The sequence below is a fragment of the Aurantiacibacter hainanensis genome (genome assembly GCF_036321025.1).
Taxonomy (GTDB): domain Bacteria; phylum Pseudomonadota; class Alphaproteobacteria; order Sphingomonadales; family Sphingomonadaceae; genus Alteraurantiacibacter; species Alteraurantiacibacter hainanensis.
The window spans coordinates 657127-671441 of the sequence record NZ_JAZAPB010000001.1 but is presented as its reverse complement, the minus strand read 5'-3'; the positions used below and the strand labels follow the sequence as shown (position 1 = coordinate 671441).

Sequence of the window (14315 nt, the reverse complement as noted above, 5' to 3'; positions counted from 1 at the left end):
GGCAGGCCCTATGGCCGCCCGTCCCGCCGTGGTCCTCGTCCACCCGGAAATTCCGCATAACACCGGGGCCGTGGGGCGCACCTGCGTGGCGCTGGACATGGAGCTGGTGCTGATCCGGCCCTATGCCTTCACTTTGAGCGACAGGCAGCTGAAACGCGCCGGTCTCGACTACTGGCAGCACGTCCGGCTGGCGGAATACGCCGGCTGGGAGGCGTTCCTCGCCGACCGCCAGCCACGCGAGGGACAGATGTTCCTGTTCGAGGAGGATGCCCAGCGCAGCTTCTACGAGCCGGACTATCCGGAAGATGCCATCCTCGTCTTCGGCAGCGAGACGAAAGGCCTGCCGCGCGCGATCCGCGACAGGCACCCGGACTGCGAGGTCAGCCTGCCCATGCGCTCGGCCCATGTCCGCTCGCTGAATCTTGCCAATACGGTGACGGCCGCGGCCTACCAGGCGCTGCGCGGCAGGTTCTAGTCCTGCCGCTGCGCTGTGAACGGCATGGTGCCCATCATCCCGGCCTTGATCGTGCCGGTCACGGCGTCGCCGTCCACCGTCGCCTCGCAGTCCAGCGTCATCGGCATGGGCATGCCCATCTTCATCTTCCAGATGAGCGTATTGCCCTCGATGCGGCCATCCTGCACGTCCATGGTGCCCATGCCGCCAGAAAGCTGGCCGGTGAAGGTGTCCCCGTCATCGCCGGGGACCACGGTGAAGGTGCCGGTCTGCTCTCCCATCGGGGACTGGGCGACGAAATCGTAGGTACCGCCAACGTCGGTCATTATTCTATCTCCTCTCGCAGGATGCCTAGAGGCTGTCCGCCTCCACGTATTCGACTTCCATGTCGAGGGTTTCCAGCTGCGGTTCAACCGTTTCCCGGTCGCCCACCACCACGATGGTGATATTTTCCGGCTGCAGGTAGTCGCGCGCGGCGGCGTTGATGTCGGCCGCGTCCACGTCCGCGTAGAGCTGCGGCAGCAATACCTGGTAGCGATCGTCGCGGCCCGCGTTCTGGTTCGACAGCAGGGCGTTCAGGATCTGTCCGTTCGTCTCGTAACGGTTGGGCAGGTTGCGCACGTTGCCGTCCGTCACGCGCTGCAGTTCCACGGGGTCGACAGGGCGCTCGGCGGGGAAATCCTCCAGCTGGTCGAGAATGACGCGGATCGAATCCGCCGTCCGGTCGGCCTGCACCTGGGTGGCGATCTGGAAGATGCGGGGGCCCCTGGCGCTCGGCACGCCGGAGCCGATGCCATAGGTCCAGCCCCTCGTTTCGCGCAGATCGTTGTTGAGGCGCGAGAGGAAACCGCTGCCGATCACTTCATTGGCAAGGTCTAGCGCCTCCATGCCGGGCTGCCAGCCCGAAAGCGGCGTGGGGCGACCCAGGACCAGGTAGCTGGATGGCGAGTTGGGCCGGTTCACCACTACGATGCGCGGCGCATCGCTGGTGGCAGCAGGCTGATCCACGGACTTTGCGGGAACGGGCACCGCCGGGTCCTGCCAGTCGCCCAGCGTGGCTTCCAGCGCGGCAACCAGTTCGTCCATGCTCACATCGCCCACGGCGGTAATCGTGGCCGTCGCCGGGCGGATCCACTCGGCGTGCTCGGCGATCATGTCCTCGCGGGTCAGGCTGGAAATCACCTCGGCATCGCCCGCGTTGGAGGCGTGGGCGTAGGGGTGACGCTCGCCGTAGACCAGCGGCATGAACGCGCGGTTCGCAAGGCCAGAGGGCGAGGAAAGTTCCTGCGCCACGGCGGCCATGCGCTGGCTCTTCACGCGCTCCATCGCGTCCGGCGCGAAGGCCGGGTTGCGCACCACGTCGGCCAGCAGGTCGAGCGAGGGCTGCAGGTTGGGACTGAGCGTGGAGAGATAGGCGGTGGTGGTTTCCGCCCCTGCGGTCACGCTGAGCGAGGCGCCAAGCGTTTCCTGTTCCACGGCGATATCCAGCGCGCTGCGGCTGGTCGTGCCCTCGGTCAGCAGGCTGACCATCGTGCCGTGGGTGCCATAGTCTCCGGCGGGATCGACCACCGATCCTGCATCGAAGGTCAGCGCCAGGGAAACCTTGGGCACCGACGAACGGCGCGCCAGCACCACGTCGATCCCGTTCGATAGCGTCGCGCGCTCCACTTCCGGGAAGGTGAGTTCGCCGACGGGTTCGGGCGTGGGCAGGGGAATTTCGGGCCCGGTGCGCGTCACCTCGATGTCGCTGCCGGTGTCGGGTTCGGGCGGCGGGCTGAGATGTTCGTCGCCCCAGCCACCCATCTCGCCGCCGTCCAGCGTGCGTTCGCCCGGCACCACGGCGAGGTTGTAGGCAGGCCGCGAAAGCCAGCGTTGCAGCGCCGCCTGCACGTCGCCAGGCGTCAGCGCAGCCATGCTCTCCAGTTCCTTGCGGTAGAACTCCGCATCGCCCGTATAGAGCAGGCCTTCGGCCAGGATCGCGCCTTTGCCGCCAAAGCCGCCGATCCGCTCTAGCGCGCCGACGAGGGAGGACGCGATCTGAGTGGTCGCGCGGTCCAGCTCGTCCTGCGTGGGTCCTTCGGAAAGCAGGCGGGCGATTTCCGCTTCCAGCAGCGCCTGCGCCTCTTCCTGGGTCCTGTCGGGGCGGACCTGCACGTAGAGAGTCGCGTAGCCGATCTGTTCGTAGGGCTGGTAGGAGCCCGATACGCTCGTCGCCAGTTCCGCCCCGCGGACCATGGCGTTGTCGAGGCGGGAGGAGCTGAGCCCGGCGAGGACATGCATCCCCACCTGCAACGGCACGGCATCGGGGTGCTGCATGTCCGGCCCGGTCCACGAGCGCACGATCAGCACCTGCGGCACCTGGTCGGTCATGGTTTCGTAGGCGGGCTCCGCCAGCGTCACCGGACCGGCATCGAACTGTTCGACTTCCGGCCCGCGGGGAATGTCGCCGAACCAGCGTTCCACCATGGGCCTGGCCGTTTCCGCGTCGATATCGCCCGTCAGCGCCAGCACCACGTTGTTGGGGCCGTAGTTGTCGGTGAACCAGCTGCGCACGTCTTCCAGCGAGGCGGCGGAGAGATCCGCCATCGAGCCGATCACGGAGTGACGATAGGGGTGGCCGACGGGCAGCAGCCCTTCGGAAAGCTGGTAGTCGAGCAGTCCGTAGGGCTGGTTGTCGCCCTGCCGTTTCTCGTTCTGGACAACCGCGCGCTGGTTATCCAGCCGCTCCTGCGTGATGGCGCCCAGCAGGTATCCCATCCGGTCCGCTTCCATCATCAGCGCAAGGTCCAGCGCGCCGGTGGGCACGGTTTCCACGTAATTGGTGCGATCGTAGCTGGTGGAGCCGTTGGTGCCGGTGGACCCCGCGGCCTCCAGCGGGATGTCGAAGTTCTCCACGTTCTCGCTGCCGGTGAACATGATGTGTTCGAACAGGTGCGCAAAGCCCGTGCGGCCGCGGGGCTCGTGCTTGGAGCCGACGCGGTAGTAGACCGTGACACCCACGAGCGGCGACTTTCGATCGGTGTGGACGATCGTCGTCAGACCATTGTCGAGCGTGAACGTCTCGTAGGGAATGTCGACCGCGTCGATGATCTCGTCGAGCGAGGCGATCTGCGGCTGTGCAACCTGTTCGCTCGCCGGGGCGGCGGCGGTTTCGGCGGGGGTGGTGGCGGTGGTGGAACAGCCAACCAGACCCAGGGCGGCAGCGAGGGGAGCGAGCGTACGGAACGCGAGAGACCTTTTCATGTGCAACGAGATAGCACGCTGCGCCGTGCTGCAAACCCGTTTCGTCGCAAGGTCATGCCGTTGGTCGATGCTTGTCGGCTGCCTGCCGAGACGAAGACTTGTCCGGCGTCAATGCGCCGGGTCCGCCGCCCTTGTAGCTCTATTGAAACTTTGCGCGCGTGATCGCATGTCGAGGCGACGCAAGCTTTTCGCGGTGCGCACGAATTTTGTCGCTCTGCAACACTTGTGTTGCGAAATGGCAACACTAACTGATGTGGGAAAGGAATTGAGGGGCACACCATGAATCTCGACAAATTTACCGACCGCGCGAGAGGCTTTCTGCAGAGCGCGCAGACCGTCGCTATCCGCAACAGCCATCAGCGCATCAGCCCGGAACACATCGCCAAGGCCCTGCTGGAGGACGAGGAGGGCATGGCCGCTGGCCTGATCCAGCGGGCAGGGGGCAACCCCGGACGCGCCGTGCAGGAAATAGACGGGCTGCTGGCCAAGATTCCCGCCGTCAGCGGGGGCGGAGCGCAGCAGACGCCGGGCCTCGACAACGATGCCGTGCGCGTGCTCGACCAAGCAGAGCAGATCGCCGAAAAGGCTGGCGACAGCTACGTGACCGTGGAGCGACTGCTGCTGGCGCTGGTGCTGGCGAAGCAAAGCAAGGCCGGCCAGGCGCTGGCCGATGCCGGGCTGACGGCAGATGCGCTCAACACCGCGATCAACGAACTGCGCAAGGGCAAGACGGCCGATACCGCCAATGCCGAAGCCGCCTACGACGCGATGAAGAAGTATGCCCGCGACCTGACCGAGGCGGCGCGGGACGGCAAGCTGGACCCCGTGATCGGGCGCGACGAGGAAATTCGCCGCACCGTGCAGATCCTGGCCCGACGCACGAAGAACAACCCCGTGCTGATCGGCGAACCGGGCACGGGCAAGACGGCGATTGCCGAAGGGCTGGCGCTGCGTATCGCCAACGGCGACGTTCCCGACAGCCTGAAGGATCGCACACTCATGGCGCTCGACATGGGCTCGCTGATCGCGGGCGCGAAGTATCGCGGCGAGTTCGAGGAGCGCCTGAAGAGCGTGCTGGACGAGGTGAAGGGCGCCGAGGGCGACATCATCCTGTTCATCGACGAGATGCACACCCTGATCGGCGCGGGCGCCAGCGAAGGCAGCATGGATGCTTCCAACCTGCTGAAGCCTGCCCTGGCGCGCGGCGAACTGCACTGCATCGGCGCAACCACGCTGGATGAATACCAGAAGTACGTGGAGAAGGACGCCGCCCTGCAGCGTCGCTTCCAGCCCGTGTACGTGGATGAGCCCAGCGTCGAGGACACGATCTCGATCCTGCGCGGGATCAAGGAGAAGTACGAACTGCACCACGGCGTGCGCATTACCGACGCCGCGATCGTCGCCGCCGCACAGCTGTCCGAGCGGTACATTTCCGACCGCTTCCTGCCCGACAAGGCGATCGACCTGATGGACGAGGCCGCCAGCCGCATCCGCATGGAGGTGGAGAGCAAGCCCGAGGAGATCGAGGCGCTCGACCGGCGCATCATCCAGCTCAAGATCGAGGAATCCGCGCTGGAGAAGGAAACCGATGCTGCCTCGAAGGACCGGCTGGAAAACCTGCGCGCCGAACTCGCCAACCTGGAGCAGCAGAGTTCCGAACTGACGACACGCTGGCAGAACGAGCGCGACAAGATTCATGCCGAAGCGCGGATCAAGGAAGACCTGGACGCGGCTCGCATCGAACTCGAGCAGGCGCAGCGCGCGGGCGATCTCGCCAAGGCGGGCGAGCTTTCCTATGGCAAGATCCCGATGCTGGAAAAGCAACTGGCCGAGGCCGGAGGGCAGACCGAGAACGCGCTTCTGAAAGAGGAAGTGACCGAGGACGACATCGCCGGTGTGGTGAGCCGCTGGACCGGGGTTCCCATGGAAAAGATGCTGGAAGGCGAGCGCGAGAAGCTGCTGCGCATGGAAGAGGTGCTGGGCAAGCGCGTGATCGGCCAGGAGAAGGCCGTCGAGGCGGTGTCGAAGGCTGTGCGCCGGGCGCGGGCTGGCCTGCAGGATCCGAACCGTCCGCTGGGCAGCTTCCTGTTCCTTGGCCCCACAGGCGTGGGCAAGACCGAGTTGACCAAGGCGCTGGCCGCTTTCCTGTTCGACGACGACCAGGCGATGGTGCGCATCGACATGAGCGAGTTCATGGAAAAGCACGCGGTCGCAAGGCTGATCGGCGCGCCTCCGGGCTATGTCGGTTACGAGGAGGGCGGCGTGCTGACCGAGGCGGTCCGTCGCCGGCCCTACCAGGTCGTGCTGTTCGACGAGGTGGAGAAGGCGCACAACGACGTCTTCAACGTGCTGCTGCAGGTTCTCGACGACGGACACCTGACCGACGGTCAGGGCCGCCGCGTGGACTTCAGCAACACGCTGATCATCCTCACCAGCAACCTTGGCAGCCAGTATCTGTCCAACCTCGACAGCGACCAGACGGTGGAGGACGTGGAAGACCAGGTGATGGACGTCGTGCGCGGCCATTTCCGGCCCGAGTTCCTGAACCGGCTGGACGAGATCATCCTGTTCCATCGCCTGGCGCAGGAGCACATGGCGCCGATCGTGGATATCCAGGTGGCGCGCGTGCAGAAGCTGCTGAAGGATCGCAAGATCACGCTCGACCTGTCGGAGGCGGCGCGTCGCTGGCTGGGCCGGGTCGGCTACGATCCCGTCTACGGTGCAAGGCCGCTGAAGCGCGCCGTGCAACGCTACGTGCAGGATCCGCTGGCCGAGATGCTGCTGCAGGGCAAGGTGCCCGACGGCAGCACGGTGACGATCGACGAAGGCGAGGGCGAGTTGCAGATGGAGGTGGCCTAGCGCCACCTCCCTCCGGGGCTCAGGTGTAGCCCAGAAGCGCCCGCAGCCCCGGGGCCGCGAATTCCACCAGCGCCTTCTGGTTGTCGGTAAGCTCCTTCGGGATTTCGATGCCGGATTCCGATGACAGGTTCTCGCGGGCTGTGCCGCTCTGCTTGCGGTCTGAACCGATGCGCACGCGCTCTTCCCAGTCGTCTGGAACCTTCGTCAGTCCTGCGGCCTCGAACACCTTCATGAAGTAGGCTTCGGATTCGGGCGAGCCGAGGGTCTTCACAGCATCGAGCAGGTCTTCATATCGCAGGGTCGTGCAGTCGCTGCCCTGCCAGGCAACGGCATTGTAGGTGAACAGCTCGCGCATGCTCATCGCCTTGCCGTGGATGCCGAAGATCATCAGGTTGAGCAGCGAATCGACGGTCAGCTCGCCGTTCTTCACCAGCACCGAATTGTCGCCGAACTCGTCGGACAGGAAGAACCGCGCGCGGGCCAGCACCCAGCTGTAGGGGTCGCGCACCAGGATGATCTTGCGGGCGGGAGCGGTCTCCACCGCGGATGCATCGGAAAACAGCAGGTGGCCCCAGCTCAGCATTTTCGCGTCGGCGCGGAAGGCGTGCTTGTACTGCTGCAGGTTGCCCCACTGAATGAACTGGTCCTTGAAGTGATCCTCCACCGGCACGAACATCCGCATGATGTTCTTGAGCAGGTGACTACCCGACTTGGGAACGGAGTTCAGGAACAGCGGCCGCGGCAGTCGCTCGTGGCTGAACCTGGCGTTCTCCTCGTCCAGCGTATCGGGCTTGAGGCGGATATGGACCATGGGCGTTCCTGCGGGATTGGGACTTGTCGAAAGCGGATAAACGAAGGGCGGCGGGTTTGTCACCCGCCGCCCCTCTTTGGCTACAGTTCGGTAAGGCCGATCAGTAGCGGATGTTCACGTTCAGGAACACGCGGCGACCGAACAGGTCGTACTGCGAGTAGAGAACGCCGTCACCCAGCTGGTTGATGCCGTCACCACCGACGTTGGAGGTGCGCGGCGGCTGGGTGTCGAAGATGTTCGACACGCCCGCCGTGATGCGGAAGTTCTCGCCGATGTCACGCGTAAGCGATGCGCTGTGGTAGAACGTCGCCGGCACATCCAGATCGAAGCAGATTTCGTCCGGATAGGTCGTGAAGTTGCCGCACAGCGCGGTGTCCTGGTCGGCCTGCGTCTGGTCGGCTTCCTCGATACCCAGTTCGGATTCGGTGAAGTCCGGCACGTCGCTGGCGGAACCGACAACGTCGAGACCGTAGAACAGCGACCACGGACCGGCGTCGAGCTGGGCGTAGAAATCGCCAACCCACTTCGGCTCGCCAAGTTCGCCGTTCACGCTTTCCGGGAAGCCGTCGAAGACCGAGATCTCGTCCTTCGTCTGCCAGGTCATCTGACCCTGAACCGTCAGCGAGATGTCGCCGGCGAAGTCATGGATCATGCGTGCAGTCACGTCGACACCAGCGTTCTTCTGGCTGTTGATGTTGATGAAGCTGTCACGAACGAAGGCGATGTTGTTGGAATCGCCGGCATTCCAGAACGGATCGCTCGGATCGAGATCGTCGATACGGGCGAACTGGCCGCAGAGCGGGTCGTTCGGGAAGTCGTCCGAAGCGTAGCAGCTGGAGACAACATTCGCCGCGCCGAAGCGTGCGATTTCACCAGTCACCTCGATGTCGAAGTAGTCGACGGCAATGCTCATCCGGGTGTTCGGCAGGAAGCCGAATTCCGGAGTCAGGACGACCGATGCCGTCCAGGCCGTGGATTCCTCGGGATCGAGAACGCCCAGGCCGCCACCGGTGATGGTGGAGCCGTTGATGCCGGCACCGCTGTGGTTGGCAGGAACGCCGTCGGCCGCGCAGTTGTCGGCAAACGACTGCGAGATCTCGTTGCGATCAAGCTTGAGGCCCCACTGGATACACGGGTCGAGCGAGCGCTGCGGCAGCGAACCGACCTGGTCGAACAGGAACTGTTCGAACAGCGCCGGAGCGCGGAAGGACGTACCGTAGGTTGCGCGGAAACGCAGCCAGTCGGTCACTTCCCAGTCGGCACCCAGCTTGTAGGTGATGTTGCCGTTGTTCTCGTCGGTGGCACCGTCCGAACGGACGGCCTTCACGTTGGTGATACGCGAGGCTGCAGTCAGGTTGAGCGACTGGATCGCGGGCAGGTCGGCCAGCAGCGGAATGTTGATTTCGCCGAAGCCTTCCAGAGTGTCGGTCTTACCGGCGGTGACACCGGCAGGGCCGCCAAGCCAGACGTTGCCGGCCTGCGAGATCGGGCCGGGGACGTCTTCGATCTCGTCACGACGGAACTGGCCGCCAAGCGCGATGCCGATGGGTCCATCGCCCCACAGTTCGAAGAGCTCGCCGCTGACGACGCCTTCGACATACCACTGGGTGTAGTCGGTTTCGCCGACTTCGGTATCGCCGATGAAGTTGAGCTCCTCGGCCGTGAAGTTGCCGTACATCACGCGCGGCGAGTACCAGTCGACATCGACGCAGTTTTTGCCGGACACGGGCGTAACCGTGCCTACGCACGAGCCACTGCGGAAGTCCTGCGTGGCCATCGAGTCGGCCAGGATGCGCTGGTTCGTGTAGGTAGCATCGGACAGCGAGTACTGGCCGTACAGGTCATAGGACCAGTTCGGCGAGATATCGCCACGGAAACCCGCGACCGCGCGGTAGTAATCGACTTCCTGCGAAGTGTCGTACCAGTCGATGAAGGCCGTCGGGCTGAACAGGGCCGGACCGCCGAAGCCGTTGGCGAAAGGATCGGTAAAGTTGGCGGGGAAGCCGAACAGACCTGCAAGGCCATCGGTCGTTTCGCCGAAGCCGAACTGATAAACCTGGCCCGAGGAATCGAACTCGGTCTTGCGCTTGTTGTACAGCAGTTCGGTGTAGGCTTCGATGCCGGCGGTGATTTCGTAGGCCGCATCGACATACAGGGTGTAACGATCGGTCGTGGGGATGATCGTGTCCTGGTCCATCAGCGGGTGATAGTTGTTGTAGACCGAACGCGAGGCCGGATCGTAACCAACGTTGTACCAGCCTTCGGGCACGTCGATTTCACCGAACGCGCCGGTGCGGCCGATTTCGGGGAGATACTGGCCCAGGTTGTCGCCGGGATAGCTGTACTGCAGCAGCTGCGCCGGGCCCGTGCCATCGCTGCCCGGAATGTTCGACTGGCCATCCGCCGTGAAATAGGCGCTGTAGTCGTAGGTCCAGATGTGGCCCCAAGTGTTGTTGCTTTCGGCGCCGTTGCAGCTGAACTCACCGGTGCGCGGGTCGATCAGGTCGGCACGCGTGTCGTAGGACAGGTCGGTGAAGACGTTGGCTTCCGAGCACTGCAGATAGTCGCGATCGCCGCGAGCGAGCTCGTTCTGGCGGAAGTAGTTGGCCGAGACCATCACGTGGCCGCGATCGAAGGTTTCGCCCCAGGTGGCAGCTGCCGACCAGGTTTCGCCGCCCGAAGTCGTCGGCACGGAGCCGAAGATGTCGAACTCGATGCCATCGGTGTCGGTCTTGGTGATCAGGTTGACCACGCCGGCCACGGCGTCGGAACCGTAGATCGAGGATGCGCCGTCCTTCAGGATGTCGACGCGTTCCACGATCGACTGCGGCAGCACGTTGAGGTCGAACGCCGAAACGGCGCCGCGCGTACCGGCGGGACCGGCACGACGGCCGTTGAGCAGGACCAGCGTACGGTTGGCACCAAGGCCGCGCAGCGAGATGGTCTGCACGCCCTGGCCGCCGTCAACGAGGAACTGGCTGGAGAGCGATGCGGTGACCTGCGAGGAACCCGCCGCGATGGGCGAACCCTGGATCATCGAGCCGGTGTCCATCAGGCCCTGGCGAACGGCGATTTCCGGATCGACCAGAGTGATCGGCGAAGCCGAGCTGAATTCGTCGCGACGGATGCGCGAACCGGTGACGAAGATGGTGTCGGCAGCGGGCGGGGGAGTACCCGTAGCACTGGCAGGTTCTTCATCTTCGCCGGGTGTCTCGGCGCGGATTTCCTCGGAAGTTTCGTCGCCTTCGTCCTGAGCCAGCACCGGGTTGGCGGCCAGCGCAACCGAGAAGGCTATCGGGGCGCACGCGCCCTTCAGAGCAGTTCTAAGCTTCACAGATTTTCCCCATTATGTGACCGAGTCCCCCGGTCTGGTGATTGTTTAACGTCCAAGACCCGTCCGCGAATAATGATGCTAAACGCCCGACACGGCAGGTTTTGCCGTCTTTCGACCTGCTTGAACGGCCAACAAGTTGCAATTGTAAACTCTGATGCTTCCAGGGATTGTTTCAGTCGTGTTGCAGATGCACAACAACGTTGCACTGCCGCATCGGCCTCACCGCTTGACCCCGTCAGGTTGGTGGCTAGGACCGTCTTGAAACAATCGTTTACGAATGCCGATCTGAACAAGGAAAGTCTTATGCAAATCGACAACAGTGTTGCAGCGGTTGTCACCGGTGGCGCTTCGGGACTGGGGGAGGCGACCGCGAGGGCCTTCGCCGCCAAGGGGGCCAAGGTGGCGCTGTTCGACCTCAACGCGGAGCGGGGCGAAGCCATCGCCAAGGAAATCGGCGGCGTGTTCTGCGAGGTCGACGTATCCGACGAGAAATCCATCGAGGCCGGATTCGCGAAAGCGCGCGAGGCGCACGGGCAGGAACGCATCCTCGTCAACTGCGCCGGCATCGGCACGATCGGCAAGCTGACCCGCCGAGACCGCGAAACCGGAGAGATAAGCCACCTGCCGTTCGACCTCTTCGAGAAGACCATCAAGGTGAACCTCATGGGCACCTTCGGATGCATGGCGAAATCGGCCGCGGGCATGATGACGCTGGACCCGCTGGGCGAGCACGGGGAACGCGGCGCCATCATCAACACAGCTTCCGTCGCTGCCGAGGACGGCCAGATCGGGCAGGTCGCCTATGCGGCATCCAAGGCCGGCGTGAAGGGAATGACCCTGCCCGTCGCGCGAGACCTGATGAACGAGGGCATCCGCGTGAACGCCATCCTGCCGGGCATCTTCATGACCCCGATGATGGAAGGCCTCCCGGAAAAGGCCCAGACCGCGCTGGCGGCATCGGTGCCCTTTCCCAAGCGCCTGGGCAGGCCCGAGGAATACGCCGCGCTTGCCTGCTTCATGGTGGAAGCCGAATACATGAATGCGGAAACGGTGCGTCTCGACGGCGCCATCCGCATGCCGCCCAAGTAGTCGCGGGTCGGGGGGAGAACGGACATGAGCGGCTGGCATATCGGCGTCATCGGGGGGTCCGGCCTCTACGAACCCGGCGCGCTGGACGATGCGCAGGAAATCGCGGTCAACAGCGCGTTCGGCGACCCGTCCGGACCGGTGACGACAGGTTCCATTGGCGGGGTGCGGTTCACCTTCATTGCCCGCCACGGCGAGGGGCACGCGCTGTCGCCTTCCTACGTCAACTATCGCGCCAATATCGACGTGCTCAAGCGCTGCGGCGTGACCGACGTGGTGGCGATCTCGGCGATCGGCAGCCTGCGCGAAGACCTGCCGCCCGGCGATTTCGTCGCCGTCGACCAGATCATCGATCGCACGACGGGTCGCGAACGCAGTTTCTTCGGCAACGGCATCGTTGCCCATGTGCCGCTGGCCGACCCGGTCTGCCCGCGTCTGACCGAACAAGTCTGCAAGGCGGCGAAGAAGGCCGGGGCGACGGTGCACAAGGGCGGAACCTACGTCGCCATCGAGGGACCGCAGTTCTCCACCCGTGCGGAGAGCCATCTCTACCGCCAGTGGGAAGCCCACGTCATCGGGATGACCGCCATGCCCGAGGCCCGCCTGGCCCGCGAGGCGGAATTGCCATACGCCCTGATCGGCATGGTCACCGACTACGACTGCTGGCGTGATCCGAAGGGGGACGTCGACGTGACCGACATCCTCGAGGTGATGAAAGGCAATGCCGACAAGGCGCGGGCCACCCTTGCGGAACTCGCCGCCGCGCTTCCCAAGAAACGCAGCCCCAGTCCGATCGACACGATCCTCGACAGCGCCATCATCACACCGCGCGAACAATGGGACATCGGCGCGAGCGCAAGGCTGGACGCGATCGCCGGTCGCCTTGTCAAAATAATTCAGGAGCCGGAGAAATGACGACCGCATCTTGCAATGTTGCACGAAGTTCAACAAGGTAGTTGCTTATGCAACCGACGAAATCGCTTTCACAGTTCCTGCCATATCAGCTTTCGCTGGCGTCCAACGCCGTAAGCGGGAGGATTGCCGTCGAATATCGGCAACGCTGGGGCCTCAGCATACCGGAGTGGCGCGTCATGGCGGTACTGGGCGACGTAGGGGCGCTGACCCAGCGCGACCTGACGCGGCGGACGCTGATGGACAAGGTTGCGGTGAACCGCGCCTGCAAGGGACTGGAAGAGCGCGCGCTCGCCCATCGCGAGCCCAACGAATCCGACGGTCGTTCGCACCTTCTTGACCTGACCGAGGAAGGCCGCGCCATGCACGCGGAGATCATGCCCCTGGCCATGGAAATAGAGCGGCTTCTGTTCGGCGACTTCTCGCCGGAAGAACTGGACCTTTTCCGCAAGCTTCTCGAGCGCTCGCGCCAGCAGGCGGAAGATCTCGACCAGTCCGAACTCGACGGCAGCTTCGGCGTCGGCTGAAAGGCTGTTTAGCTTACAAAGAGAAAGGCCCCGCCGGCTTCTTGCCGACGGGGCCTTTTCTGTCTGGCTCGTCTGCGACGTTCCTTAGTCGATAAGGGCGTCGGAGATGGAGCAGGCGGCCGGGCCAAGGATCACGATGAACAGCACCGGCAGGATGAAGAGGATCAGCGGCACCGTCATGATGGCGGGAAGGCGCGCGGCCTTTTCCTCGGCGCGCATCATGCGCTCGTTACGGAATTCGGCCGAAAGCACGCGCAGTGCGGAAGCCAGCGGCGTACCGTAGCGCTCCGTCTGCACCATCGTGGTCACCACGCCGCGCACGGCTTCCAGGTTCACGCGATAGGCCAGGTTCTCGAAGGCCTGCCTGCGTTCGTTCAGGAACGACAGCTCGATCGCGGTCAGGGCGAATTCGTCGCCCAGCTCGGGATAGGCGCGGCCCAGTTCCTTGGCGACGCGGTTGAACGCGGCGTCGACGGTCAGGCCGGCCTCGGCGCAGATCACCAGCAGGTCGAGCGCGTCGGGCAGACCCTTCTGGATGGCCTTGGTGCGCTTCGTGGAGACGTTCGCGAGATAGAGTTCGGGGCCCTTGTAGCCCAGCACCACCAGGGCGGCGAAGCCGAGGAACCGCTTGAAGCTGCCCCATTCGGGGAAGACATCGGTCCAGTAGAACACGACCACGCCGACAAGGCCCAGCACGACCGGCAGGACCATGCGGGCGAAGATGATCATGATCGCCCATTCCTTGTTGCGATAGCCGGCCTGGGCCAGCTTTTGCTGGATCATCTTCACCTGGCTTTCCTGCAGCACCTTCATGCCCTGCAGGGTGTCCTTCATCTTGTCGGTCGTATCGCTGCGACGCGTCAGGCTCTTCCGCTTGCGGGAAGCCTGCGTGATCATGCCGGTCTTCAGCTCGGCGCGGCGATCGTTCAGCGCCTTCACGCGCTTGGCCATCGGGTCCTTCACCGTGACGGCGGCATAGATCGCGAACACCATTGCGGCGGCGGCGATGCCGGCCAGCACGGTGCCGACGAGGATAACGTCGACGCCGAGAAGCGTGGGGCCGGAGGCGGGAGAGATCATCAACATGGG

General features: G+C 64.3%; 10 protein-coding genes. 5 read left to right on the top strand and 5 right to left on the bottom strand.

The features are described 5' to 3' along the window. The first annotated feature begins 10 nt into the window (after positions 1 to 10). Positions 11 to 475, top strand: a complete 465-nt coding sequence (locus tag AAA989_RS03330) for a tRNA (cytidine(34)-2'-O)-methyltransferase (protein ID WP_338241138.1) — start codon at positions 11 to 13, stop codon at positions 473 to 475. Here the strand turns inward: AAA989_RS03330 and AAA989_RS03325 are convergent. Together AAA989_RS03325 and AAA989_RS03320 are read right to left on the bottom strand one after the other, a co-directional pair. Further along, the gene (locus tag AAA989_RS03325) at positions 472 to 780 is read right to left on the bottom strand and encodes a hypothetical protein (protein WP_338241137.1); all 309 of its coding nucleotides are present in this window, start codon (positions 778 to 780) and stop codon (positions 472 to 474) included. The two genes, AAA989_RS03330 and AAA989_RS03325, sit on opposite strands and share 4 nt — an antisense overlap. 25 nt (positions 781 to 805) lie before the next feature. Continuing rightward, positions 806 to 3697 carry a M16 family metallopeptidase gene (locus AAA989_RS03320; protein ID WP_338241136.1) on the bottom strand — a complete coding sequence of 964 codons (2892 nt, stop codon included), beginning with the start codon at positions 3695 to 3697 and terminating at the stop codon, positions 806 to 808. A 279-nt stretch (positions 3698 to 3976) separates the two neighbouring features. Here AAA989_RS03320 and clpB point away from each other — a divergent pair, with 279 nt between their 5' ends. Beyond that, complete coding sequence (gene clpB / locus AAA989_RS03315) at positions 3977 to 6556, top strand: ATP-dependent chaperone ClpB (RefSeq protein ID WP_338241135.1); 2580 nt, start codon at positions 3977 to 3979, stop codon at positions 6554 to 6556. Between the two features lie 19 nt (positions 6557 to 6575). Here the strand turns inward: clpB and AAA989_RS03310 are convergent, their stop codons facing one another. Together AAA989_RS03310 and AAA989_RS03305 are read right to left on the bottom strand one after the other, a co-directional pair. Then, entirely contained in the window at positions 6576 to 7367 is a 792-nt protein-coding gene (locus AAA989_RS03310) for a hypothetical protein (RefSeq protein WP_338241134.1), read from the bottom strand. A 100-nt stretch (positions 7368 to 7467) separates the two neighbouring features. Beyond that, the gene (locus AAA989_RS03305) at positions 7468 to 10701 is read right to left on the bottom strand and encodes a TonB-dependent receptor domain-containing protein (RefSeq protein ID WP_338241133.1); all 3234 of its coding nucleotides are present in this window, start codon (positions 10699 to 10701) and stop codon (positions 7468 to 7470) included. Between the two features lie 303 nt (positions 10702 to 11004). Between AAA989_RS03305 and AAA989_RS03300 the strand changes: the two genes are divergently transcribed. The 3 genes from AAA989_RS03300 to AAA989_RS03290 are packed head-to-tail and all read left to right on the top strand — an operon-like array spanning position 11005 to position 13226. Beyond that, on the top strand, positions 11005 to 11790 hold the full coding sequence (locus tag AAA989_RS03300) for an SDR family NAD(P)-dependent oxidoreductase (protein ID WP_338241132.1): 786 nt from the start codon (positions 11005 to 11007) through the stop codon (positions 11788 to 11790). Between the two features lie 24 nt (positions 11791 to 11814). Beyond that, positions 11815 to 12702: an S-methyl-5'-thioadenosine phosphorylase gene (gene mtnP / locus AAA989_RS03295; RefSeq protein ID WP_338241130.1), complete on the top strand. Its 888-nt coding sequence runs from the start codon at positions 11815 to 11817 to the stop codon at positions 12700 to 12702. 47 nt (positions 12703 to 12749) lie between these two features. Further along, on the top strand, positions 12750 to 13226 hold the full coding sequence (locus AAA989_RS03290; RefSeq protein ID WP_338241129.1) for a MarR family winged helix-turn-helix transcriptional regulator: 477 nt from the start codon (positions 12750 to 12752) through the stop codon (positions 13224 to 13226). A gap of 84 nt (positions 13227 to 13310) precedes the next feature. Here AAA989_RS03290 and AAA989_RS03285 read toward each other — a convergent pair whose 3' ends face one another. Further along, positions 13311 to 14306, bottom strand: a complete 996-nt coding sequence (locus AAA989_RS03285) for a type II secretion system F family protein (RefSeq protein ID WP_338241128.1) — start codon at positions 14304 to 14306, stop codon at positions 13311 to 13313. Between the last annotated feature and the right edge of the window lie 9 nt (positions 14307 to 14315).

Bases quoted from the DNA above. Each gene is read 5' to 3' on its own strand.
- AAA989_RS03330 (WP_338241138.1), top strand. From the start codon at position 11: ATGGCCGCCCGTCCCGCCGTGGTCCTCGTCCACCCGGAAATTCCGCAT.
- AAA989_RS03325 (WP_338241137.1), bottom strand. From the start codon at position 780: ATGACCGACGTTGGCGGTACCTACGATTTCGTCGCCCAGTCCCCGATG.
- AAA989_RS03320 (WP_338241136.1), bottom strand. From the start codon at position 3,697: ATGAAAAGGTCTCTCGCGTTCCGTACGCTCGCTCCCCTCGCTGCCGCC.
- clpB (WP_338241135.1), top strand. From the start codon at position 3,977: ATGAATCTCGACAAATTTACCGACCGCGCGAGAGGCTTTCTGCAGAGC.
- AAA989_RS03310 (WP_338241134.1), bottom strand. From the start codon at position 7,367: ATGGTCCATATCCGCCTCAAGCCCGATACGCTGGACGAGGAGAACGCC.
- AAA989_RS03300 (WP_338241132.1), top strand. From the start codon at position 11,005: ATGCAAATCGACAACAGTGTTGCAGCGGTTGTCACCGGTGGCGCTTCG.
- mtnP (WP_338241130.1), top strand. From the start codon at position 11,815: ATGAGCGGCTGGCATATCGGCGTCATCGGGGGGTCCGGCCTCTACGAA.
- AAA989_RS03290 (WP_338241129.1), top strand. From the start codon at position 12,750: ATGCAACCGACGAAATCGCTTTCACAGTTCCTGCCATATCAGCTTTCG.
- AAA989_RS03285 (WP_338241128.1), bottom strand. From the start codon at position 14,306: ATGATCTCTCCCGCCTCCGGCCCCACGCTTCTCGGCGTCGACGTTATC.